The sequence below is a fragment of the Bacillus sp. 220_BSPC genome (assembly GCF_001054655.1).
GTDB classification, from domain to species: domain Bacteria; phylum Bacillota; class Bacilli; order Bacillales; family DSM-1321; genus Peribacillus; species Peribacillus frigoritolerans.
The window spans coordinates 1-23,833 of record NZ_JVPL01000049.1; the positions used below are offsets into that span (position 1 = coordinate 1).

Below are 23,833 nucleotides of genomic sequence, written 5' to 3' on the forward strand. Positions count from 1 at the left end.
CCCGCGGAAAGCGAGTGCCTGGAGTGGAAATCAACGCTCAAATTTTACAACCCCTCAAGAAAAAAAGTTCCAGTGATTGGAACGTAAGGTGCGAGACTCCTGCGGGAAAAGCGCGTCGGGGAGTTCTATAAACTGAGACAAAGTAAAAAATGACACCTGAGCTTCTAATAGAATTCTTTTACACTAGTTTCTTAATAGATAAGTCCTGCCTTAGTTACGTTGATCATTTTTCTTAATTTTGGCGATTATTAGTAATATCAATGGCAGCAGAAACCCGAATGTCATGGCATAAAACGGCCAGATTTCTGTAATGAATTTATTATAATGGACAATATTCGGTGTCATCATCAGAGTAAAGGCAATCAATAGGATACCAAACGGAAAAACCAGAGGACGATAATCTTGCAATTTTAAGGTTTGGGCCGTACCTAAAACGGTCACATAAAAAAACAAACTAAATCTAATAAAAATTGTGATGAACCATATTATGGCCATTATTGCTTCCAGCCGCGTCAAGAAATCAGCGATATTTATTTTCTTTGCCAACATATAGATTGGATAATTTTGTCTTATCGTTGACTCGGAACCAAGTACAAGAATGGCTAACATGGTTATAATGATCAAAACACTTCCAGCCAACAATTGACCGACAAAAAGGCTTTTTCTTATTTTATCTTTTTGACTTACGAACGGGAGGATCATTAGAATCGCAACCGGTTCAATAAACGGAAAAACAATAAATGGTATAGAACCCCGTATAACCTGTTTCACTCCCCCCTCCCATACAGGTTGCAGGTTTTGAAATTTAATCTCGGGAAGCAGAAGAATTATCAAGGTTGATATAAGTAATAAAACATAGGGGAAAAATATTTCCGCGCTTCGGGCCAAAGGTTCCAAACCAAGACGCGCGGCCATGAGGACGACACTCATAAAAAGAATCATGATCACTTGAATTGGAGTATCAGGCATAATATGACTAATCATAAAATCCCCAATTTCACTCAAATAAGTTGCTGTGGTTATAAAAAAGTAGCTTATAAAAAGAAGAGAAATAGCCATTCCCAGCCACTTCCCCAGAATTTTTTGGCTGTATTCCACTAATGTTAAATCAGGATAGCATTTCCTTAAGGCCTCATATATCAAAACAATCAATAACGGTGCTATTGCCACGCTTATCATGCCCGAAATCCAAGCATCTTGTTCAGCTTCGGAAGCGACAATGGAGGGAATGACTAAAATAGAATCTCCAAGCGTATATAGAATCACTAATATCATCAGTTGACGGCTTCCGATTTTACCCTTCTCGAGCATTTTCATAAGTTCCTTTCACGACAAAACGGTAAGTTATAGACAAAACGCAGAAATTCTGATTCCATAACCATTATTGACAGAAGAAGACTATACAAACCCTGTTGAGTACAAGTTATTTTTACTCCCGTTGATCGGATACCTTTGAGCTTCCTTTCAATTTATAATTTAAGGAGTATCTGCATAAGCAGCCCAAATGTAAACAAACAATTAAGTTTTCCTCAGTTTTTTATTTGGGTTTATAAAACCTCGAATGTCGATTTCCACTACAGGTACTCGCTTTCCGCGGGCGGTCCAGGAGCCTCCTCGACGCGCTTTTCCCGCAGGAGTCTCGCACACCCGCTCCAATCAACTTTATTTTGAAATTTAGATAAACCCCTTTTGTCTACAAACTCAAGCGCTGCCAAAGCAGCTCCCTTATTGAAGTACAGTCCCTAATTAAAGTAATAATTATTATTTTAGCGTCATCTTATTTTATTGATTAAACAACTACAATTAGCCTAACATCCCCTCAAACTAAAACAGAAGTTTATCCATCGTTTTCCCTGTTTCTTTTTCCTTCAAAATATATAGATGCCGCAAGAATAATGATTGCAATTGATACAATGCCAGATAACCAAGATAAGTCCATATCCGAGATATACTTAACCAAATTAATTATAGGAGCATGAATATGAAAATTAGTAATAAAACATCCTTTTTGTTTTGTTTCCGTTTTTCAAAGAACAATCCCAGTATTTTTTCAACCATTCTAAACACATCCTTAATTTTCCCACAATTAAAACCGCATCTAAACCGTCACTCTTTATCGTGAGCTCAAACTGGTTCGCGACGTAAAGCCGTTTTTTCTGCATCCTCATTTCCTTTACATTTCAAATTTCATGAGTATGAGCAGCCTTTAGATGTTCAAAATAAGATAAGGGCGGATACTGATCATCAAGGTAAATAATAAAAAACAAAAAATATATTGAAATATCAATTTAATTTAGTTATAATACTGTACGGTCTTAGTATTACTGTTTATATAATTTTTAGAAAATTTAATAATTTTCTAAAATAGCAAATTTTGGTCGGAGGGTTTATTTTGTCTAATAAGGTTCCATCTTCATTTATAGTAGTGATTGGGTTCATGTTATTTGCCCTTTTCTTCGGTGCAGGGAATTTAATTTTCCCGCCAATGCTTGGTCAATCGGCAGGAATGAATATCTGGTCGGCTAATGCAGGGTTTTTGGTCACAGGAGTAGGATTACCGTTACTTGGTGTGCTGGCACTCGGTTTTTCTGGAAAAGATGACTTACAATCATTAGCGAGCCGTGTCCATCCAGTCTTTGGTATTGTATTCACAACCATTCTTTATTTAGCCATTGGTCCATTATTCGCCATGCCTAGAACAGGAAACGTTTCTTTTGAGATCGGTGTAAAACCTTTTTTACCTGAAGATCCAGGTCCATTGCCTTTACTTATTTTCACCATCATCTTTTTTACAGTTTCATGCCTTCTTTCGCTCAATCCCGCGAAAATTGTCGAAATTGTGGGGAAAATTTTGACACCCATCAAGTTGACGTTCATTGGAATCCTGGTGGTAGTCGCTTTCGTTAATCCAATTGGAGATTTTGAAGCACCTGCCGAGCACTATATGGTTCAACCATTTTTCAATGGGTTCAGAGAAGGATATTTAACCATGGATACTCTAGCATCTTTTGTTTTTGGCATCATCATCATTAATGCCATCAAAGAAAAAGGTGCCAAAACAAAAAAACAAATCATGATCGTTTGTGGAAAAGCGACTGCCATTGCGGCCGTTATCCTTGCCACCATTTATACAGCTCTCTCTTATATGGGTGCTTCAAGCGTTGGGGAACTTGGACGCTTGGATAATGGAGGCATTATCTTGGCGAAAGTCTCGGATTACTACTTTGGATCATATGGCGGGCTATTATTGGGATTAATGATCACAGTAGCTTGTATAACGACGAGCGTAGGACTCATTACCTCTTGCTCGACGTACTTCCATAAACTATTTCCAAGTCTTCCTTACAAAACGATTGCCATAAGTTTATCCATATTCAGTGCAATCATTGCCAATATTGGACTAACCGAGTTAATTGCCATTTCAGTACCGGTTATGACAGCCATTTATCCATTAGCCATTGTTTTGATCTTCCTAACATTTCTTCATTCCTTATTTAAGGGAAGACCTGAGGTTTATCAAGGCAGCTTACTTTTAACATTCATCGTCAGTCTATTTGATGGATTAAATGGAGCAGGTGTACACATTACATTCATCAATGATTTCTTCACTGCAATACTTCCTATGTATGAAGCTGGGCTTGGGTGGATCGTCCCTGCCATTGTTGGAGGATTCATTGGGTATGCAAGCAGCGTCTTAAAGTCGAAATTCGGTCATAATCACCAAATAGATTAAATGATATAAAATCAGTCCAGGCATATAAACTGTAGACGAACTCGAAGATAAGCGAGTTTGCCTACAGTTTTTTTTATTAACAAACGTCTCTGATGGTTTCATCCCATATGGAATCATCAAGAAGTCTTGTTTTCATAATTTCAATTTACGATGGCGTCACCGTCTTTTATAGCACTGACCGCTATAACCTCATAAAGATCGGAAACCTCACTGCTTTCTTTCGTGAAGGCTTGGATCTATTCTTTAATTTAAAGACAAACAAAAACGCAAGCACACCGGACCATGTTGACGTATTGACATTAACCAATATACCATAAACCGCAACTTATTATGGGTAATTCACCATATATATCCAACAACCAAGTATCTCGACATACAAAAAGCTGCCATAAAGGCAGCTCCAGACTGAAAGAAAAGCAAGTTTGCCTTCAGGTTCTTTATTTATTAAACATTCCTGTGGATAACAGTAAAAAACACTAAAGATAATCTAGTCCTATTTTAAAATCATGGTTCCGGGTGAGACCTCCATAATCTGATGTTGATAGCAGGCCATCAAAAAATCACATTTCTTTAACTTCATATTCATTCCGTAATTTCTTCAGCAATTGGAATATCTGACCTCGATGATGTGATTCGTGTTCAATCAAATGGTAAACGACCCATTCAGGTGTGACATCATATTTTTCAAGTACCCTCGGTTTACGCCAATCCGTCAGGTCCATTGTGCGAAAGTTTGAAAGAAATACCTCACGCACCTTATTGAGTCGGTAGAAATGTTCGTCTAATGTTTGTCCTTCAATATGGTTCAGGGAGCCATCTTCAGCACGGCACCCTACTGGAAACAACGCGGATATTTCCGAATCCCATTCCGTAACAAGGACCTCTTCGTATAACCAATCTGCCTCTATCAGCGCTATGTGATATAACATCGAGCCTATCGTTTGCCTTTCATCGATTTTTGAATCGAGTATATTTTGGCTGATTCCAGTCAATTCCGATATAAGCGTACGTCGAACATCTTCTAAACACCAAAGCCACCGACCAATTTCCTCTTCATATCCCGGTAATGCTGATACAAGCAATGCTTTTCTCTCCAACAAGATCCTCCTCCTCTTCATGAACGTACTTTCTATTTAAAAGTGCTGTTTCCTTCTTTTAATGGAAAAATACCCTTTATGGCAGGACAAAAGGAGCAATCTTTTCGATTGCTCCTTTTGTATTTTTTCGTTTATGTTATCGATATCGCAGATCGAAATTAGCTCCCCAAAAAAAGATTGGCTCTCATCTCCTCTGATATACGCCTGCCCTGTAAATAATCCTGTTCCCGTTCTTGTTCAACCATCATGCGTTGCTCCAGTTTTTGAGCATATTGTGCATAGCCGATTCCATGAGCCTGAAACATCGCTTTTTCCATTGCCGACGTGTACGTTAGTTCGAGAAAATTAATGAAGAATCAATCCTTCCCATAGTGAATTTCGTACTCATCTTATCATTGAAAGGGATAACTCACAAAGTTGCTATGGCTCCATATTCACTGATAATTCAGATTTTTTAACGACTGTTTCCATCTCCGTGTCCAAAAACGCCAAATCCCTCGGTCTTCCTCTAATTTCCTTTTTTCATTCACAAAAATAGCCTCATTTATTTTTAAGACCAATTAAAAATCCCATTAACAAACCTCTTGTTAATGGGACTGAATGTTTATTTATATGAACCGAAAATTCCCTTTGCCAATTTTCGCCCAGTAGGAGTCGCAGCCAGGCCGCCTTCTGCCGTTTCACGAAGTGCAACCGGCATGGTCAATCCTATTTTATACATGGCATCGATCACTTCGTCACATGGAATGCGGCTCGTAATGCCCGCAAGTGCCATGTCAGCTGCCGTTATTGCGTTGGATGCACCCATTGCGTTACGTTTCACGCAAGGAACTTCAACCAATCCAGCCACTGGGTCACAAACCAATCCAAGCATGTTCTTCAAAGTGATCGCCATCGCTTCTGCCGCTTGGCTTGGTGTACCGCCGGCAAGTTCCACTATCGCAGCTGCGGCCATTCCGCTTGCCGAGCCCACTTCTGCTTGGCAGCCGCCAGCCGCTCCAGAAATGGAAGCATTGTTTGCAACCACGAATCCGAAGGCAGCGGAAGTGAAAAGAAATTCAATCATCTCTGCCCGGGTCGGGTTTAATTTTTCTTTCACGGCAAATAATGTACCGGGCACAACACCCGCAGAACCTGCAGTCGGAGTGGCACAAATCATTCCCATTGCTGCGTTCACTTCGTTCGTCGCAACAGCTTTACTGACGGCATCCAATAATAAATTACCTGCCAGTGCCTTGCCCGACTTGATATAATTTTGCAAAAGAACGGCATCTCCGCCCGTTAGGCCTGTCACGGATTGCACACCTTTCAGACCTCTTTCCACCGCTTGTTCCATCACTGTCAAATTCCTGTCCATCTTTTCGATGATCTGTTCTCTCGACAGGCCTGAGAACTCCATTTCTTGTAAAATCATGATTTCCGCGATTTTTACCTGTTTACTTTCAGCAAGTTCAACCAACTCTGCTACATTTCGGAACATGTTTTTACCTCCATATCTATGCCAGCACTTTTAATGATGATCATTCAACCATCCTTATGACTTGCGACACGTTTTCCAACCCTTCAATTTCCTTCATGACATCGCCCTGGATTTTCTGATCGACTTCAATCACCATGAGGGCCATTTGACCTTTTTCTTTTCGTTAAACTTCCATATGACCAATGTTAATTTCATGATTCGCCAATACGGTCGAAACGGAAGATATGATTCCAAACACATCGTTATGCACGACTAAAATGGCTGGGTTTTCCCCTGACAATTTTAGCTTGAATGTATTCAGCTCCGTTATTTCTATCGTTCCGCCGCCAATGGAGATCCCAACCAGTTCCAATTCCTTATCTTCGTCGAACAATCTGATCTTGACTGTATTAGGATGATCCATCACAGTATCCTCAATTGTAAAGGAAACGTCCATACCGGCTTCTTCCGCTATCGTTAAAGAGGCAGGGATTCGTTCATCATCCGTATCGAAATCCAAGATCCCGCCTACGACAGCAACATCCGTACCGTGCCCCCTGTATGTTTTTGCAAAAGAACCATATAAAGAAATAATCGCTTTCTTCGGTTGCTTTCCAAATAATGTCCGTGCTACTCTGCCAATTCTGGCAGCTCCTGCTGTATGTGAACTTGAAGGTCCAATCATGACGGGACCGATTATATCGAATGCAGATCTGTATTTCATCGTGTAATGCCCCATTTCTGGCAATAAATTTTTTAACCGTCTTTTAAAGTGAATGAAGATCAAAAAGCGGCATTATTACTATATTAAAATATTTTTATCATTCTTGCAATGAAAACCCTTTCATTGCATATCCCATATTAACATATATTACATAACATACCTACCAATATTTTTTATTATTTAACTTAGAAGTAATATTTGATTTTTCAGTATTTTAAGATAATTAACCCATTCACTTACATGCCGCTTTCTTTTAAAATCATGTTCGGGGTGAGGCACTTTCTAATTACCTGCGTAATCAAACTAAAAAAAGCAGCCATCAGGCTGCTTCCCCTTCGATCTCCGATTTAACTCGCCTTTCTTTCATCTCTGGATTCAGCGGCACCCCAAATTTCGGATGCCCATTCCGGATGGTCGATGAATGGATTGCGGTTATTTTGCCAGTCCTGAATGACATCATTGCGATGGCTCTCGAAATCGTCGACTGGATCGAGTTCATTCCATTTTAAAAGTGTCGATAGCTTTCCATGAAGCGGCTTCGGATACGTATTGACTGTATCGGATAATTCAAGATCCAACTCGCCGTTTCCTTCATATCTGATGGCCATGTAAAATAGCATCCGTGCTATATCACCTTTAACATGGTCTGGCGGCTCCCATGAATCTGAATCAAACTTACATTCACATCCACTATATGTTTGACCCCCCTCGTCGAAATCAAGGTGGCCCCGCTTGCCATTGACTGTCACATCAGCGGGACGAAGGTGATGAAGGTCTGTCCCGGGACCTTTGCTTGTCCCAAAATCACCATGGGACTTTGCCCAAACATGTTCGCGGTTCCATTGTCCGGCATTGCCCCCATTCGCGTTCTCCGAGATGGATTTTCCAGAGTAAAGCAAGATGACATTCTGTTTGTTCACCGGATCTTCATCCGTTTCTTTAAGGGCATTCCACACTTGATCATAAGATAACATCGTATGGCCCTTAATTATCGAGTGCAGAACCGATTTCAGTTCCGTTCCCGTTTTTCCTGCCGCCGTTTCGTAATAAGCTTCAAGCGGCTTATCATTCGATACGGTCAACGTGAAACGGGCAACCGCTTCCGATTGCTGGTCCTCGGCCTTGACTGCGACAAGGTATGTTCCAGCTTCATTTGCAGGAAGCGTTAATGTCTGGCCGGTGACTGTACCGATAGTGGATGAAAAGGTCAGCTTATCTCCATCAGGATCTGAGAAGTGCTCACTCAAATCGATGGTGACCTTTGAACCGGCTTTCACTTCAAGATTTTCCAGTTTTTTCGTTACGACGGGCGCATGGTTTTCTTTAGGGTCGAAAGGGGAAGCAATTGCTTCCCCCTTGGAATCGACAAACTTGATATTCGATGTGTCAACACCTTCTGTCACCGACCATTTCTGAACATTTTCAGCGCCTCTGATTTCTTTTACATTGGCATTATCAATGATGACTTCCTTCACCGCCATGCCGCTAAAATCAATGATTGCACCATCCTTATCCGGTTTTATCGTCACAGCAGCATTCTTCAGCCCGAGGCCTTTGAGTACAGCATATGAGCCTTTTAACCAGATACCTTCTTCGATGCTGGATGCTTCATCAATATCGATCAAAGCACTAGGTGAAGCAATCGTAAGTTTTTTCGTTTTAACGTTTGTCAGATTATATGTTTTTTCTGGAGCAGGAGTTTCAACTCCGCCTGATTCAGATAAAGGGGTTGAAATCAATACAGGGTCATGATCGCTAGCCCTTCCGTGAACTTCCATGAAGGATGAATTAATATGGACAATATCGACTTTTGTGGCCGCGGCCATATTATTCGATACCAGGATATGGTCCAGTACTTGTGAATTGCCTTGATAGGTGTAAGAATAACGTTTCTCAAAAGGGACTTTCTCAATCATATTGGTTAAATCTTTGCCCTTCAATGTTTTAAGCGGAGCCGAGAATTCAAAGTCATTAAAGTCTCCAAGCAAGACGATATTCGCTTTGGCATCCTGTGACTTGATATCACTGACAAACCGATTGACGATGGAGGCAATTTGAAGCCTTTGCGTTTCACTTGAAAGAACAGGTGGCTGGTTTTTGCCGAATAACGGCTGGTCACCGCCCTTGGAATTGAAATGATTGGCCACCACCACTACGCTTTCGCCTTTAAATTCGAATTGAGCCGCTAAAGGCTTCCTGCTTGAATTGAAGGCGGGATCGGCAGGCTCGATTCGTCCAGGGTTCAAGGTAAGTTTTCCATCTTTGAAAGCCACGGACTGTGTTGCCGTCCCTTTCGTTCCTTCAGTCAATTTGACACGGTCGGCATTATATAAAAAGCCTACACGGATATTCCCGCCAGGTGCACCGCCATCAAGTTTATCTTCTGGAGCGATATCGATGTATTGATATTGCGGTCCGCCCAGCTCTTTTATTTTTTCGGTTAACTTCTTGGCACTTTGAGCAGAGTCCGTTGTCCCGCTATCTGTTCCCCCATCGTTATCCTGCATTTCCGTTACCCCGATGATATCGGGTTGTTTAAGATTGGTAATGATGGATGTTGCGATCGTTTCAACTTTCGAATTAGCGGTTTGAGTGGAGAAATTCTCTATATTATAGGAAGCGATCGATAGCTCATCAGCATCCTTCTCTAAAGATGTCACTTCCCGAGCCGTACCGCCATCCTTTAACGCCGGCAGCTGAGCTTTATCCGTCACTACCCTATAGTTGCTGTATCCATAGCTGATTACACCGGTAACCGAGCTTTCAAAGAAATCACCCGATTTCGCTGCAAATGATTCATCATTTATATCCAGGGTAATTCTTTCAGGGTTGAAATCCGTTTCCGTTATTTTGACGCCGCCAACTGCAGTCGTCGTTTCCATATTCCCTGGAATCACGACCAATTCACCATAGTCTTGAGGAGCAACCACTTTCGGGTTATATACTTGCACAAGCATTCCTTCCAGACTCTCGTAGAAATCAATGACGTCTTCACCCGGATTAAAATCTGTCAATCTATCATCATCGATGTTCTCAGACGGCGGAATGACATCTTTTCCGATGACGATCGGTTCTGGCATCGATTCAGTGCCAAGCTTTTCAATCGTCGTATTGGTCAATTCAGTTGTCGGTAGATCCGTCGTTTTCATTTCAGCGTAACCTTCGATATACCATTCGGCGACTTTACCTGCCACTTTGACATGATCGCCCGCTTTTAGGCCATGCGCTTTGTTGTACACAAGTATTCCCTCGGAAGTCGTTAAGTCCTTATCCGGGTTGGGATCTTGCATGTAAAAGTTATTCGCATCTTTTACATAAGTGACGACACCTTCCACACCTGAGACGAGTTGAGTTTCATAAGATGAAAAGTGATTCATCCCCTGAATGTCACGAATCTTCACTTCAGTGGTTTTGTTAACGGTATAGGCAAATGTGAAAACTTCCGATGTCCTGTCGTTGACAGCAATTGCCTTGATGACCGTATCTTTCGTTAAAATGATGGGTTCTGTGTACACAGCACTTGAAGACGTTGGTGCGGATCCATCCAGCGTATAATGGATTTTCGCTTCTTCCCAACCAGATTCAAGTGATATCTTTGTATTTTCACTAACCGTACCAGGGAAAATATCCGTGTAAACGGCTGGTTTGTTCACCAGTTCATAATCTTCAATGCCACGCGGCTTCAACTGGTACGTGTCATTGAACCTCGATCCGATTCCGGTTACGGAAATGACATCCCCTGCTTTAAAGCTTTTCACGAAATCTTCATAGCTCGAACCGGTCCGGTTATCATGGCGAACGATGACGGATTTCCCTTCAGAATCTTCCGCTTTGAATTCGAAAGTTCCGTAAGTGCCCGATGCCGCCAATTCTGTAATGGTCGCCTTATCGATGGTGACCAGCTCACCTTGTGTATCCTCATTGATCCCTGAAGCATCAATCGTTTGGATTTCAGGAAGTTCATTATCAGAAGATACGACTTCAAGGGAAGTTGGTTGGATTTGTAATTCCTTATTATAAGCGGATACTTGTCCGATTAATCTAACCTTATCCCCTTGCTTTACTTCCGCAGGCCACGAAGAACCATAAACATATAGCCCTGCCGTTTCATCTTGGATATAAAAACCTTTTCCTCCCCAATAACCAAGTCCCGTCGTGACCACCCCATCGACCTGCACGACATCTTCCGTATTCGTGCGCGCCTCGGCAATGGAATCCAGAACCTTCACATCAGGCTGTTCAGGTGTTGTTCCCCCATCAGTGATGATCGTGAAATCCGTTGCGGATTTCAGGCCGGGTACTGAAAAGTACTTTTCCAGCTTCCCCGTAATCGTCACCTGCGCTTTAAGTAATTCCGGATGTTCGACCAAATTCAAGGCCGTCCGGATACTTCCGGCTGGAAGCTGAACAGGCATGATTTTCTTAACATCCGTTTCATCCGGACTATCGGCAATGCCTATGTTCGTACTTTCAGTAAAAGGCGATGTTTGTTGATAGCTTGTACCGCTTTTAGCTGTACCGACGATATATCCCTTCACCGTCGCCGTTCCGCTGTTATTATTAATCGCTTCAATGACCGATATTGTCCCTTCGGCATTTGCTGCGGCTGCATTTGGCAGAACCGTTGACAGTACGATCAGTATGGCAAAGAAAAGCTTGCTTATCCCGTTCTTCTTCAAGATCTCAACCCCTCCAACTTTTTTCCATAGGCTCAGCAATCATTTAAAAACCGTTTAAAGAATGGTTTCGCCATTCACCGTGACACCGCTCAGGCTTACGGTCTTACCGTTAAGTCCCGATAAATCCAAATCACCCTCTACTGTAACCTCTGAAAAAGTAAAATCCTCCGGAGGAGTTCCCGTTAATGTAAGATTCCCTTTAACCACTGCATGTTCCAATGAAGCAATATCCGTGATATCCACAACTACATTGCCTTCATGTGTTTTTGGCGCATCAGCCGTTCCGCCAAAGTCTTTAGCCAATACCACAGTCGGGTCTGTATTGCTTCCAGCCACATCCTTGATGCGTCCTTCGATGCTTGGATCGACAGTTTTCAGCCCGCTTACATAATCACGTAAATTCTCCCAATCAGCGAGGCCTATATCCGTCACTCTTCCTTCTTCATAAGCCTTCTTGAAAACGTTGAATCCATCTCCGCCCTTGGCTGTAAAAGCATTGGTCGCCACAGTATATTCCTTCGCTGGATCCAATTCGGAATAGGTTCCATCTTGTCCAAGGACTTCTGCCTTTGTCACACGATTGCCTGCTTCCTTCGAACTGTCGAAGCTGAATTTCATTCCGGAAACATGCAGGAAGCCGCCATTTTCCTTAGGGGCCAGGCTTACACTATGCTCTAATGCTTCATTGATTTCTGCACCCGTAAGCTTCATCGTCGCTAACGTATTCCCAAACGGTAAAACGGTGAGGATTTCCCCTAAAGTGATCTCACCTTGATCGATGCCAGCGCGGATGCCCCCGCCATTTTGGAATGCGATTACCGTATCCTTATTGAATTCCTTCGCTTTACTAAGCATTCCGTCCGTAATTAGATTACCCAGTTCGGTTTCATTTTTACGAACGCTCGGTTTCGTTTCATCACCTGAATCACGAGGGGTTTCCAAGGCCTTTACAGCTGTTGCACCCGTCTTCGTTTCCTTCAGCTCCTTAATCTTCGAGGAGTATGTTTCGAGCACTTTTGCCGCTTCAGGATCATCCTGTTTTTCAGAAAGCTTAATCAGCTGACCGGCTTGTCCGACAATCTTGCCTTTCTTATCGAATTCCACATCGATCGTGCCTAAAAAGTCGCTATACTGATACCCTTGAACGATGACTGTCGGATCTTTCGTTTTCCCCTTATCATCCTTATCAATAACAACGGGGGCGTTTAACTGCGTATGGCTATGTCCGCCCACAATCACGTCGATGCCCTTGACCTTGGCAGCTAATGTTAAATCATTGTCATAGGCCGCATTATCATCGTAACCAATATGGGATACGGCAACGATCTTATTAACACCCATGTCTTTGAACGCCTTGACCGCTTTTTCGGCTTCTTCAAGATAGTTTTCGAATACTATACTTCCAGGGCTTGAAATATCTTTCGTTTCTTCAGTCGTAAGCCCGAAGAAACCTACCTTCTGGCCATCCACTTGTTTTACGACGCCATTGTATATTTTCCCTTGCTCTGGCTTACTTGAAATCAAATCCGAGAATAGTCCCTTGAACTTATCATCTTTGGAGAAGTCCACATTCGAACTGACAAATGGGAACTGTGCCCCTTCAACGAAGTCAGCCAAAGCTTGATGCCCTTCGGCGCTTGAACCCAAGTCAAACTCATGATTCCCGAATGTCATGACGTCATATTTCATTAAGTTCATGAAGCGAAGATCCGCTTGCCCTTTGAATTCATTAAAATAGAGGGTACCCGAGAATACGTCACCTGCATCCACCAAAAGAGCTTGCGGTTTACTCTTACGCACTTCCTTAACAGCTGTCACCCTTTTGGCCACATTGTCCAAGTGAGCATGCGTGTCATTCGTATGCATCAAGGAAAGCGTGATTGCCTTCGCTGGATTTTTCAAAGCTTCTTTAGCAGCTGCTACTTTCTTATCCGCCAATGCTATTTTCGTTTCGAATTCCTTTCGGTCCGACTCCTTGATCCCATTTAAGTGGATGTCGGCTCTGGCCTTTTTAGCCGCTTTTATCTGTTCTTTTGTTTTAAGTTCCCCATTGGCAAGGGCTACATAGGCATTGACCTGCTTTGCCACTTCTTTTTTCTTTTCTGCATATACCGCATCATCATACTTACCTTTCACTTCTTTAACATAGGCGTGTATAGCTTTTCCGAGCTTGGATGTTTTGCTGACCTTCTTCAATTGCGAAGAAACGGTTTGCATCCGTTTGTCCGCGGTCTTTAAATCACCTTTCTTCACCCAGTAAGCAGCTTTTTCATAGTAGTATGGAACTTTCAGGTCACCGTTCAAAGCTGTTTTGGTCGCTTTAGTGAATTTATCGTATAGGAGCTTTTCGATTTTCGCACCGTAAACCGTATCTTTAATATCTTTATCTGCCTTTTTCACGGCTTTATCCAATGCCTCGTATTGATTCCTGATATCAATGGATTTCTTGGCAAGTATTGAATTCGTAAGGTTGCCAATCGATTTGCCATGTGCAGCTTTTGCTTTCTCAGCCGCTTTATATCCTTTTACATAACCTTCTGAACGAGTGATGTACTTATCATAAGCTTCGATTTCTTTGTATTTGGCATCTTTTTCTTTTTTGCTTAACATTGATTTTTTAATGGTAGAGTTGATGTCTTTTTTTACTTGTTTTGCAGACTTGATTTGTTTTTCAACAGTGGACACTGAAGCGAGTTTAGAAGTGTAGAAATAGGTATCGAATGGTTTTTTGATGGCGGCCTTGGCCGTTTTGATTTTACTATTAAGGCTAGTCGCAGCTTCCGATGGTGCCGGTGCTACTGCTACGATCGTTGTTGCAGCCATTATGGTAGCTGATGCAATTTTTACGATTTTCTTTTTCCCCATTATCGTAATCCCCCCATTAGTTCTATACTGGCATAACATTCTGATAACTTATACATGTAAATGACACACTTTTCCCAAAAAATGAATTCCGACAAATTTACTTACCCATACACAAATCCACCCTACTTTTTTCCTCTAAAGATTCGTGTATCTCCTATATTACAACAAAATAATCCAATTTTAAAACAAATTTACAATGCTATATCGAATATTAACAGAATATTATCATTATAATCACCCTAAAATACCTAGTAACAGATAGATGATATATCAATAAAATGATTTAATGGTAAAATAGAATCACACGCTTCCATAACCACCCTTGGTCTTTATACCTAAATCAATCAAAAGAGTCTCAGAAACTGCAGTTTTTTTTATAACTTCCAGCTGATTCCAGCAATCCGCTCCCTTTCCGCCGACTGGCTGCCAAGCCTCCTCTCTTCAAGCGTCTGTGGGGTCTCGGCTAGCCAGTTATTCGGCAGGAGTGTCACAAATTTCTTCCATCCAATGAGGGTTATAGGAAATTGACGTATTGCGAGAATCAAGAGACGCCTTGCTGCAGTATGGACGAATCCTCCAAGGGTTTCTTACAGAGGATAAGTAGGTACATTTCTAAATTAGTAGGGGAAGGTTAAATATAGTATATAGACATTGTGAATATTGTACTTCAAGTAATGGGGCTTGAAGAAGACTAAATAAAAAAAGCCGATTCTGTAAGAAAACCAGAAAATCGGCTTGAAGCAGTATCCCCAACAGGCAGACCATACCAACAGTCAATCCATAGGGGATATTCACTTTGCTAAGATATATTAACAGAACTACATTAATCCATTTTTTAAGTTGGATAATATAAGATCATGCTTAATCGAGTTAATGTATCCCCTGAATTATGGTAGGCATGCGGTCTGTCAGCCTTGAACCTGATAGAATCACCATTCCTTATTGTAAATTCTTCGTTATTTACACGTACAGTCACTTCCCCTTCAAAAACAGTTATGTACTCTTCCGTCCCTTCCCTATGCGAATCGGAACTTAGGAATCCACCTTTTTCTATCTCGACTGAATATACTTCAAAGCGCTTCTCATCCTCAAAGGGAAAGTGGGGATAAACTCGATATTTGCCGTTATCTTCAGATAATGATTGAATTTCACTTTTTAAAACAATTTTTGTATCCGGCTGCGGACTATTTATCAATGAAGAAAATGAAATCTTTAATCCATTGGCTATTTTCCAAATTGTCGTAATCGTAGGGCTCGATCCTCCCCTTTCTATTTGTCCGATCATCGTTTTGCTTACTCCAGTCAATTCTGCAACCTTTTCAAGACTTAATTTCTTACTTTCCCTGATGGCTTTTAAATTGTTAGCAATAATAAAATTTATTTCTTCCATAAAAATGCTCCTTATTTACAATATAACGTCGGCATTGTACAATAAAAAGGAAATCGTTATAATGTCAATTTTGGTCATTATAGCATACAAAGGGGAGTCAACCATGCCATTACTATCTTTTTTGCTGTTTGTTTTTGTTACAAGTTTCACTCCGGGTCCAAATAACATCATGGCCATGTTATTTGCGAACAAGTACGGGTTAAAAAAGACGATTAAATTTTGTTTCGGAGTAGGTGCCGGTTTTTTTGTAATCATGCTATTGTGCAGTTATTTTAATGTTTTGCTTGAAAATTTCATACCAAAGATTGAATTTATCATGACGATCCTTGGGGCAATTTACATGCTGTATCTGGCCATAAAAATCATTTCCAGTTCAACTAAAGCGAAGGACGATAATGATGACAAGCACAATAGTTTTATAGCAGGCATGCTTTTACAATTCATAAATCCAAAAGGAATCTTATATGGCATCACGGCAATATCGACCTTCATCCTACCTTATCACTCTTCAAATTTCAGCTTACTGTTCTTTTCATTATTTCTTGCTTTCGTTGGTTTTATGAGTACGTTCTGCTGGAGTATGTTCGGTTCTATTTTTCAAACGTTTTTATCAAAGTATAGAAGTCAGTTTAATGTAATCATGGCTTTGTTATTAGTGTATAGTGCCATTTCGATTCTTGCACACTAAAAAAAGGTAAAGGGCACAAACTTTCATTAAGAAGGATTGCCGAGTTGTAAATTCCGAACGTTCATTTCCACTCCAGGGACTCACTTTCCGCGGGCGGTCCACCCGCGGCGCCTATGCGCCTGTGGGGTCTCCCTTGGACGCGCCTTTCCCGCAGGAGTCTCGTAACTCCGCTCCAATCAACTTTGTTTTAATATTTAGATTGAACCCCCTCAAACCAAATCCTGCATTAAATGGTTAAGTTCCCTTCGAATATTGTGACGGCATGTCCGGAAAGTTTAACTGTGTCTTCCGTTACTTCAACCTTCAATTGACCTCCTCTTTCCGATGCCTGATGGGCTATAAAATTACTTTTGTCCAGCTTTCTTTTCCAATATGGTCCCAGACAGCAATGGGCCGAGCCCGTTACTTGATCTTCGTCAAGGCCTTGGGCAGGGGAGAAGAAACGTGAAACGAAATCATATTCACTGCTATCCGATTGACTCGTTACAATGACGCCCCGAACCGGCAATTGGGCAATGGAGTCTATATCCAGCTTTAAATTCCTTACGATTTCCTCTGATTGAACTTCGACTAGAAGATCCCATTTGTTTTGCCCAACATACGCAGGCACAACTCCTAAAGCTTTTATCAGTAAATCAGGGGCAGTGGTCTCCTTCTCCCTTAATGACGGAAATTCCAACTGAACCATCCCATCAACGAATTTTGCAGTGAGAAGCCCGCTTTTCGTCTGATAGGCAATCGGCTGATCTCTTGGCACGTATCCTTTATCCCATAAAAAGAAAGAGCTTGCCAGCGTCCCATGTCCACAAATCGGGATTTCAATGGAGGGTGTGAACCATCGCAGTTTCCATTCACCATTATGAGGTTGAATAAAAGCGGTAACAGGCATATTAATCTCTTTAGCTATTCTCTGCATCCACTCGCTATCACTTTCCCCGGTAAGAAGGCAGACTGCAGCAGGGTTTCCTTTAAAAGGTTGATCTGTAAACGTATTTATGATGGTTAATTCCATTAAATGTGCCTCCGGTAAGTAATATTCTAGTTTCCTAATTCCACAATGAGGAACCCTTTTCCTTTTTTGAATGACCATTCCCTTGTTTTTTAAAGAGTTTCATTAAATTGAAAAAGACCACCATATGGCGTCCTCGATTAAGTCCCTTTATCGACTCAAATTCCAAACGACTTTTAACGTTGTTATAAAAATCGTGTGATTTTTGTAGGTGCATTTCGAAATACTAAAATAGACAGCTTTATAAAAAAGCTGCCCATCACTAGATTAATAATGTGTGATACGCCTTGCGGTAACAAAACACCCTACAGTTTCCGTACAATGAATGTATCCCCAAGCAGTTCCCAATTCTGGGGGAACGGATAACCAAGTACCCAATAACTGAGACCCCTTGACCTGTAAATCTTCACCAGATCGAATTTGGCTTTAGCACTGCGTGCGTCTTCAAACCAAACTTCATGTGTGCGTCCCTGATCATCTTTGTACCTGTAATAAGGTGATTGGGCTGTCTCGTCATATTTTATTTCTACATTATATTGGACGGCGCGTCTGATGGCTTCCTGCATGTCGAAAGTCTCTGCTTCCTGCCCCTCTTCATGAGGAATAAGCCAGTCCCGTGCATAAATTTGAAATCCTATGAAGATTTTATTTGTTGGTATCACCGTTACGGCATAGTCAAGGACTCGTTTTATTTCATTAATGGGGGAGATTGCCTGCGGCGGCCCCTTTCGGTAACCCCATTCATATGTCATCAACACCACGAAGTCGAGCAGCCGTCCGTGAACTGGATAATCATGCGCCTCAACTAATGGTCCCTTTTGATTGGCGCTAGTTTTTGGGGCAAGGGAGGATGACACAAAGTAGCCTTCAGGATGCAACCGATCCACTGCTCTTTGGAGAAAGCGATTATAGAAATCACGGTCCTCTGGTGCTACACTTTCAAAATCGATATTCAATCCACGGTACCCTTTGTCTTTCATCGTTTTTATAACGTTGGTTAATATTGTTTCCACTAAATTCAAATCAGAAAGTATCGTATGGGCAAGCTGAGTTCCCGCTTCCGTCGCGGAAAAATTCGTTATGCACATCATGGGTATGACGCCAGTCGACTGTGCCGCCCGTATCGTCGGGATGTCATCAATGACTTCTAAACTGCCATCTTGCCTCATTCTATAACCAAATGGACTTACGTAGGTCAGATCGTAGGCTACTTCACGTACTTGCTCCGCACCGGCTTGCCCGTAAACGTTTGTAAAACCATTGACTTCAATGATGGGTTTTGGTTTCTGGGGAATCCTTATTATCCGTCCGATATGGATATAGGACGGATCTGTAATCCTATTCATCTGAATAATGGCCTGAACTGTCGTTCCATAACGTCTTGCTATATCATAAAGGGTATCTCGTTCCCTTACGGTATGATAAATAACCGGGATGGTTAGTCTCTGTCCTGGATAGATAGCGGAAGGATTTGTGATGCGATTCGATTGCATGATTTCCTGTACCGTAATTCCAAACTGATTTGCGATATTATTTAGAGTATCCCCTTGCTGAACCCTGTACTGAAGATAAGGTTCAGGAATCAAAAGAGCTAGGCCAATCACCAGCTTATCTGGATTTTCAAGTCCATTGACCCGAACAATCCGGTTGATACTGACACCATATTGCTGGGAAATTCCCCATAAAGAATCCCCCCTATTCACCACATGGATTTTCACATGCACAGCCCCGCTTTCCTTCAAAATATTCCTTTCATTTTATTCCCTGGGTAGCCCTAATATGTTTTTTTGCGTTCAACACTCATTAAATGAATGTGTTCATAAGCCTGTGAAGGATATAGGGGAAAAAATAATAATGGCAGCTATCAATTCCAGGGAATGTATCGAGGGCTTGTCCATGTATTTTAAAAGAGACTACAGGCATGATAATACGATTTTCAGAGGGGATTTTGAAGCCGAATTAATCCAGAAGAGAACTATTATTCAAAAGGAAAGGATTCATTTAAGGTTCAAAGCTTATGAGCATGAAAGAATTTCAGCATTGGCCTATTCCATGGATTGCAGTGTTAGTTTAGCAGCAACTATGCTGCTGATTGCTGGTATTGGAAATCGAGACGTCTCTACACAAATGGTGGATCCAGAGGTAATTAGTTTACTTGATCCGGGAAGGCTTAAAAGTTTAAAGATGATTCAGGAATACATTTCAAAACTGAATGACGAGCACATTTCACTTTTTCCCTAATTCCATATGTTGGGCATGAAGTAGTGGGTACTACAAAAACGCTTCGTGAAAAAGTGAATCTTTGGATAGATGATAATATAAAAAATATTGATTAGAATTATATGGAGAATAATAAGTCAAAACGTGTGAGGAGGAATGAGCATGAAAATGTTTAAAATGAGTGCTGTGACATTGTTAGCGGCGTTGTTGTTCCCTTCTTCTACATTTGCAAGCGGCTGGGATTACTTAGGAGAACAATCTCTTTATTCTAATGGTGCTGAAAGTGATCAGTTTCCCTCTACTGGTGGTGATTATAAGATTTGTCGGGATTCTTACGTGGGTCCAGCTGGTAAGTTAAAAGTTGAATTATGGGAGTATGATCCTGACAGTTATAATGATTATGTAGGGGTAAGATATTTAGATCGAGGCCAATGTGGTATTTTCCGGGGTATTGGTAACTTCGTTGATGGAGGAAATGAAGCAGAATTTTTTGCGAAATCAAGGACTAACAGTGATATGCATTTAATCTTTTATGATTAATTCACTAACTGAATGAAAAAAACTTGGGATTGATTCGTAAATGCTAAGAGATATTCTTCTAAAAAAATATATATAGGGTTTTTTAGGCTGAAGTATTTCCACTTCAGCCTTTTCTTATGCAGAAAATAATTACTTGATTTATCTAAATGGGTAGTGTCATAACTTAAAAGTTTACACACGAATCGGTGATAATTCAACTAATACTACCGATACTACCGATAAATATTTCAACTACTAAAGATTGTGTTGTGCTGCAGTTATCCTTAGATTTAATTTACATATTTTTTAAGTTTAGATTTCGAGACTGTGGTGTATATTTTCCACCCAGCAGTCGGCCGGGAGGGAGGTACCCACGTCCCCCTATGGTACCCTTCCGATATTTCGCCCTTCCTATAAAAAGTTACTTGAGGGAGGTTAACGCCGGCCCACGTAGGTTCCTGACTCTAACCCTTAATCTAATCTCTAATTCATTCATCTATTATGAGAGTAAGTCGCATCCTGCATTGTACGTGGATGTGAGTGCAATGGTATGCGCGGTGACAGGTGCACCGATTGGCGTGTGGTGCGTACGCTATAATTACCCCCTTGTCCAACTACGCTCTATGATAGTAGCCTTGTTGTATGCCGTATGTCGTTACGCATATCGTAGTACAGGACCTAGAATGGGTCATATGCTAACTTATGCGTTTCGCGAGCTTTTTCTTTCATTTTCAGGATTTTGTTCAATGATGAGTGTAATTTGTCTGACAGTCAACTTAATCAATTAATGTAATTTTCGTTGTAAATAAACAATTTCGGGACTGAATTCCTAACTAGTAGGAAAATATGTACAATTAGTAGTTAAATTAGTTCATAATTTGCTAGTACATAAATAATTTACTAAAGAAGGGAAAGTTTTCAAATGAATTTAGGATTTAAAAGTATTTACAGGCGTTTTGGGATTTGGGATTATTGTTTCAGGTACAGGATTTAATAAAGCTGAAGCTTCTAGTCCAGAAAAATCAGAGTACTCATTGGATCAGGCAACTGATTTATACTCTAATAAATTAAATAAAAATAGCAATTCCGATGATTTAGTGGCTGTATTAAAAAGTGTTGAAGAATCTAATCAAGTAGAAAGTCTTTCAAACAACGATAAACTAGATCTTTTAAATACAATTGTAGAGTCTGTACCTGAAGAGGTGGCACAGCAATACCAGAAAGAGAAAATGAACGAGATTAATGAAGCTTTATTAGACGAATCAAATGTTAATTCTGAAGGACCTATAACAATAGAATTAAGCGATGGTTCATCTGTTGACCTTAGTTCAACAGATGAAGTTGATTACAGTAATTCAAGCAGCATACAGGCTCGGGGAATTACCTCTACGGAGAGGGGGCTATTCATTCATGGACCTAAAGATTATGGATCTAGATTGTATACTGCTTGGATTAAATTAAAAAGTTTAGGGGTGACTGTTGCTACCTTAAAATTAGGTAATCATTATTCTGTTGGTGATTATGGGTTGAAAATGAGATATTGTTCTGTAGCAGGAACAAAAGGTACTGTTTGGTCAAATGTAGATGCTTCATGTGATGTTACTGATTCAAAAGCTGAAAAAATAGGTTATGATATGAATGCTGTAGGAAATTATAAATTGACTGGTAGCGTTACTAATGGCTATGTAAGTCTTACTAGTTCTCTCAAACTTACTAAATTAAATAAAACTAGTAAATATGCTCGTGTTTATTCACAATACACATATAGAGATTAAAACTTTTAATGGGGTTGAATTAAAATGAATGTATCGCCTTCTTTTTTTATATTTGGTTTAATAAAGATGATTTTAATGATTGGAGCTATACCAGCTATCATATACGCTTTATATTTATTAAGAAAAATTTCAAAAAAATAAAGTGAAAAAAGAAGAGGGACTTTTGTAGTTCCTCTTCCTTTTTTTATGCCTTTGTTTCTTAAGCCAATTACTTGATTTATCTAAATGGAAAGTGTCATAACTAGGTATTGGCAGAAGAAAGATCATAAGGAAAAACTGTCCCCAACTAAGTTGTTGAACTAGGCAAAGCCTAGTGTTTTTGTGGGTACATGAAAACTCCATCAATGTCCCCTTTGTGTCCCCTAATAAAACCATCAATGTCCCTTTCATGTCCCCTTATTTTATTAATTATTATTAAAAAAAGAGAAGGAAACCTTCTCTTTAATTTTACTTTTTGAAACTTAGCGATATTGTACGCAGTTACACCAAAATAAACCACTTGTAGCCAAGGGGTTTATTGTCTTTCACTTTTATGGTTTAGGGACTCCTAAAACTCCTAAAGTACCAGTATGACTAATTGTTTTTGTTTTAGTTGATGCGAAAGTAGAAATTAATGGAGTTTCATCTGAATTAACACTTCAAGATATACACCCGCTTCCCCTGCCTTATTTTTGACTCATAAGCAACAAAAATAAAGGGTGTGTACCTCTCTATTAAATATCATTTCAAACACTTCACAAAGAGCGTGAAATACCTTAAATAACCCGTTTCAAAGTATCTTTCCCTCGGTCTAAAACCGGGTTGGTATGGTATAATTATAAAAGGGTTATTGTGCTTTTAGGAGGTGAAAGAATGACGATCAGCAGCATCATATTGGTGGTGGCGGCAGTCTTTATCGGCGCCTTGATGCGGACGATGTTCGGGTTCGGTGAAGCGATTGTCAGCATGCCTCTGCTTGCCTTACTTCACATTCCGCTTAATACTTCGGTTTCCTTGATTGGATTGGCAGGTCTTACCGTCGCTTCACTAACCGTCGTTAGCGGATGGCGGCATATCGAACGCTCGGTATTAATCAGGCTGGCGGCTTCAACGGTGATCGGCATACCAGCCGGCCTGGCTTTGCTCCATTACGCACCTTCTATGATCATCACTTCTGCACTGGGTGTTTTTTTGATTGCATATGGGGGGTATTCTCTTCTAAAGCAAAGACTTTTTCAGACTGTGGATGAACCATTACTTAACTCAAAGGGCTGGGTATGGCCGTTCGGTTTTGCGTCGGGAGCCCTTGGCAGCGCCTTTAACTTTAACGGGGTGCCGGTCGTCGTCTATGGAACTTTGCGAAGATGGAACCCAAATAGATTCCGCGGAACATTGCAAGCCCATTTCCTGATATCCGGAATCCTGGTCGTGACAGGTCATGCGCTAGGCGGACTTTGGACAGCCGATTCACTTATTCTTTACGCTTATTCCATTCCAGCTATATTACTTGCGACAGGTCTCGGAATGTTCATGAATAAGCGAATCCCCGCGAAGAAATTCGAAAGCTATTTATTCTTCATCATCATTTCGCTAGGTGTACTATTATTGATTCCCCATGACTGATAACCAATAAAAGCCTGATTTCTAAGCAATTATCTTTATCTTAAACAATTGAAAGAGTGATAGAATAACTGTC

16 protein-coding genes and 1 pseudogene are annotated in these 23,833 nt (G+C 40.8%); 6 read left to right on the forward strand and 11 right to left on the reverse strand.

Features of this window, described 5'->3' with window-relative positions:
- Positions 1 to 210: 210 nt before the first annotated feature.
- Positions 211 to 1,311, reverse strand: a complete 1,101-nt coding sequence (locus tag ADA55_RS03145) for a GerAB/ArcD/ProY family transporter (protein ID WP_048678894.1) — start codon at positions 1,309 to 1,311, stop codon at positions 211 to 213.
- A 1,081-nt stretch (positions 1,312 to 2,392) separates the two neighbouring features.
- Here ADA55_RS03145 and brnQ point away from each other — a divergent pair.
- Positions 2,393 to 3,733 (forward strand): branched-chain amino acid transport system II carrier protein, encoded by a 1,341-nt coding sequence (gene brnQ, locus ADA55_RS03150; protein ID WP_048678899.1) that lies wholly within the window; start codon positions 2,393 to 2,395, stop codon positions 3,731 to 3,733.
- Positions 3,734 to 4,293: 560 nt separating this feature from the next.
- Here brnQ and ADA55_RS03155 read toward each other — a convergent pair.
- The 8 genes and pseudogenes from ADA55_RS03155 to ADA55_RS03180 all read right to left on the reverse strand — a co-directional run bounded on the left by ADA55_RS03155 (position 4,294) and on the right by ADA55_RS03180 (position 15,947).
- Positions 4,294 to 4,833: a DinB family protein gene (locus tag ADA55_RS03155; RefSeq protein ID WP_226990390.1), complete on the reverse strand. Its 540-nt coding sequence runs from the start codon at positions 4,831 to 4,833 to the stop codon at positions 4,294 to 4,296.
- Positions 4,834 to 4,988: 155 nt separating this feature from the next.
- Complete coding sequence (locus ADA55_RS29965; protein ID WP_162489976.1) at positions 4,989 to 5,135, reverse strand: hypothetical protein; 147 nt, start codon at positions 5,133 to 5,135, stop codon at positions 4,989 to 4,991.
- Positions 5,136 to 5,434: 299 nt separating this feature from the next.
- Entirely contained in the window at positions 5,435 to 6,310 is an 876-nt protein-coding gene (sdaAA, locus tag ADA55_RS03160; protein ID WP_048678903.1) for an L-serine ammonia-lyase, iron-sulfur-dependent, subunit alpha, read from the reverse strand.
- A 40-nt stretch (positions 6,311 to 6,350) separates the two neighbouring features.
- Positions 6,351 to 7,013: pseudogene (gene sdaAB / locus ADA55_RS03165) on the reverse strand (L-serine ammonia-lyase, iron-sulfur-dependent subunit beta).
- Between the two features lie 347 nt (positions 7,014 to 7,360).
- Positions 7,361 to 11,692 (reverse strand): endonuclease, encoded by a 4,332-nt coding sequence (locus tag ADA55_RS03170; protein WP_048678906.1) that lies wholly within the window; start codon positions 11,690 to 11,692, stop codon positions 7,361 to 7,363.
- Positions 11,693 to 11,746: 54 nt separating this feature from the next.
- The gene (locus ADA55_RS30255; protein WP_226990391.1) at positions 11,747 to 14,557 is read right to left on the reverse strand and encodes a bifunctional metallophosphatase/5'-nucleotidase; all 2,811 of its coding nucleotides are present in this window, start codon (positions 14,555 to 14,557) and stop codon (positions 11,747 to 11,749) included.
- A 374-nt stretch (positions 14,558 to 14,931) separates the two neighbouring features.
- The gene (locus ADA55_RS29125; RefSeq protein ID WP_153246092.1) at positions 14,932 to 15,102 is read right to left on the reverse strand and encodes a hypothetical protein; all 171 of its coding nucleotides are present in this window, start codon (positions 15,100 to 15,102) and stop codon (positions 14,932 to 14,934) included.
- A gap of 290 nt (positions 15,103 to 15,392) precedes the next feature.
- The gene (locus ADA55_RS03180) at positions 15,393 to 15,947 is read right to left on the reverse strand and encodes a helix-turn-helix domain-containing protein (RefSeq protein ID WP_048678909.1); all 555 of its coding nucleotides are present in this window, start codon (positions 15,945 to 15,947) and stop codon (positions 15,393 to 15,395) included.
- A gap of 103 nt (positions 15,948 to 16,050) precedes the next feature.
- Here ADA55_RS03180 and ADA55_RS03185 point away from each other — a divergent pair, with 103 nt between their 5' ends.
- On the forward strand, positions 16,051 to 16,635 hold the full coding sequence (locus tag ADA55_RS03185) for a LysE family transporter (protein WP_048678910.1): 585 nt from the start codon (positions 16,051 to 16,053) through the stop codon (positions 16,633 to 16,635).
- A 226-nt stretch (positions 16,636 to 16,861) separates the two neighbouring features.
- Here ADA55_RS03185 and ADA55_RS03190 read toward each other — a convergent pair whose 3' ends face one another.
- Together ADA55_RS03190 and ADA55_RS03195 are read right to left on the reverse strand one after the other, a co-directional pair.
- Positions 16,862 to 17,647, reverse strand: coding sequence for a PhzF family phenazine biosynthesis protein (locus ADA55_RS03190; protein ID WP_048678914.1), 786 nt, complete (start codon positions 17,645 to 17,647; stop codon positions 16,862 to 16,864).
- 302 nt (positions 17,648 to 17,949) lie between these two features.
- On the reverse strand, positions 17,950 to 19,362 hold the full coding sequence (locus ADA55_RS03195) for a LysM peptidoglycan-binding domain-containing protein (protein WP_048678933.1): 1,413 nt from the start codon (positions 19,360 to 19,362) through the stop codon (positions 17,950 to 17,952).
- Positions 19,363 to 19,498: 136 nt separating this feature from the next.
- On the opposite strand from ADA55_RS03195, the gene ADA55_RS03200 reads away from it, so the two are divergent.
- The 4 genes from ADA55_RS03200 (at position 19,499) to ADA55_RS03220 (ending at position 23,760) form a co-directional block, all read left to right on the forward strand.
- The gene (locus ADA55_RS03200) at positions 19,499 to 19,885 is read left to right on the forward strand and encodes a hypothetical protein (protein WP_048678918.1); all 387 of its coding nucleotides are present in this window, start codon (positions 19,499 to 19,501) and stop codon (positions 19,883 to 19,885) included.
- Between the two features lie 141 nt (positions 19,886 to 20,026).
- Positions 20,027 to 20,404: a hypothetical protein gene (locus ADA55_RS03205; RefSeq protein ID WP_226990392.1), complete on the forward strand. Its 378-nt coding sequence runs from the start codon at positions 20,027 to 20,029 to the stop codon at positions 20,402 to 20,404.
- Positions 20,405 to 21,339: 935 nt separating this feature from the next.
- Positions 21,340 to 22,158, forward strand: a complete 819-nt coding sequence (locus tag ADA55_RS03210; protein ID WP_048678921.1) for a hypothetical protein — start codon at positions 21,340 to 21,342, stop codon at positions 22,156 to 22,158.
- A gap of 852 nt (positions 22,159 to 23,010) precedes the next feature.
- Entirely contained in the window at positions 23,011 to 23,760 is a 750-nt protein-coding gene (locus tag ADA55_RS03220; RefSeq protein ID WP_048678926.1) for a sulfite exporter TauE/SafE family protein, read from the forward strand.
- Positions 23,761 to 23,833 lie beyond the last annotated feature (73 nt).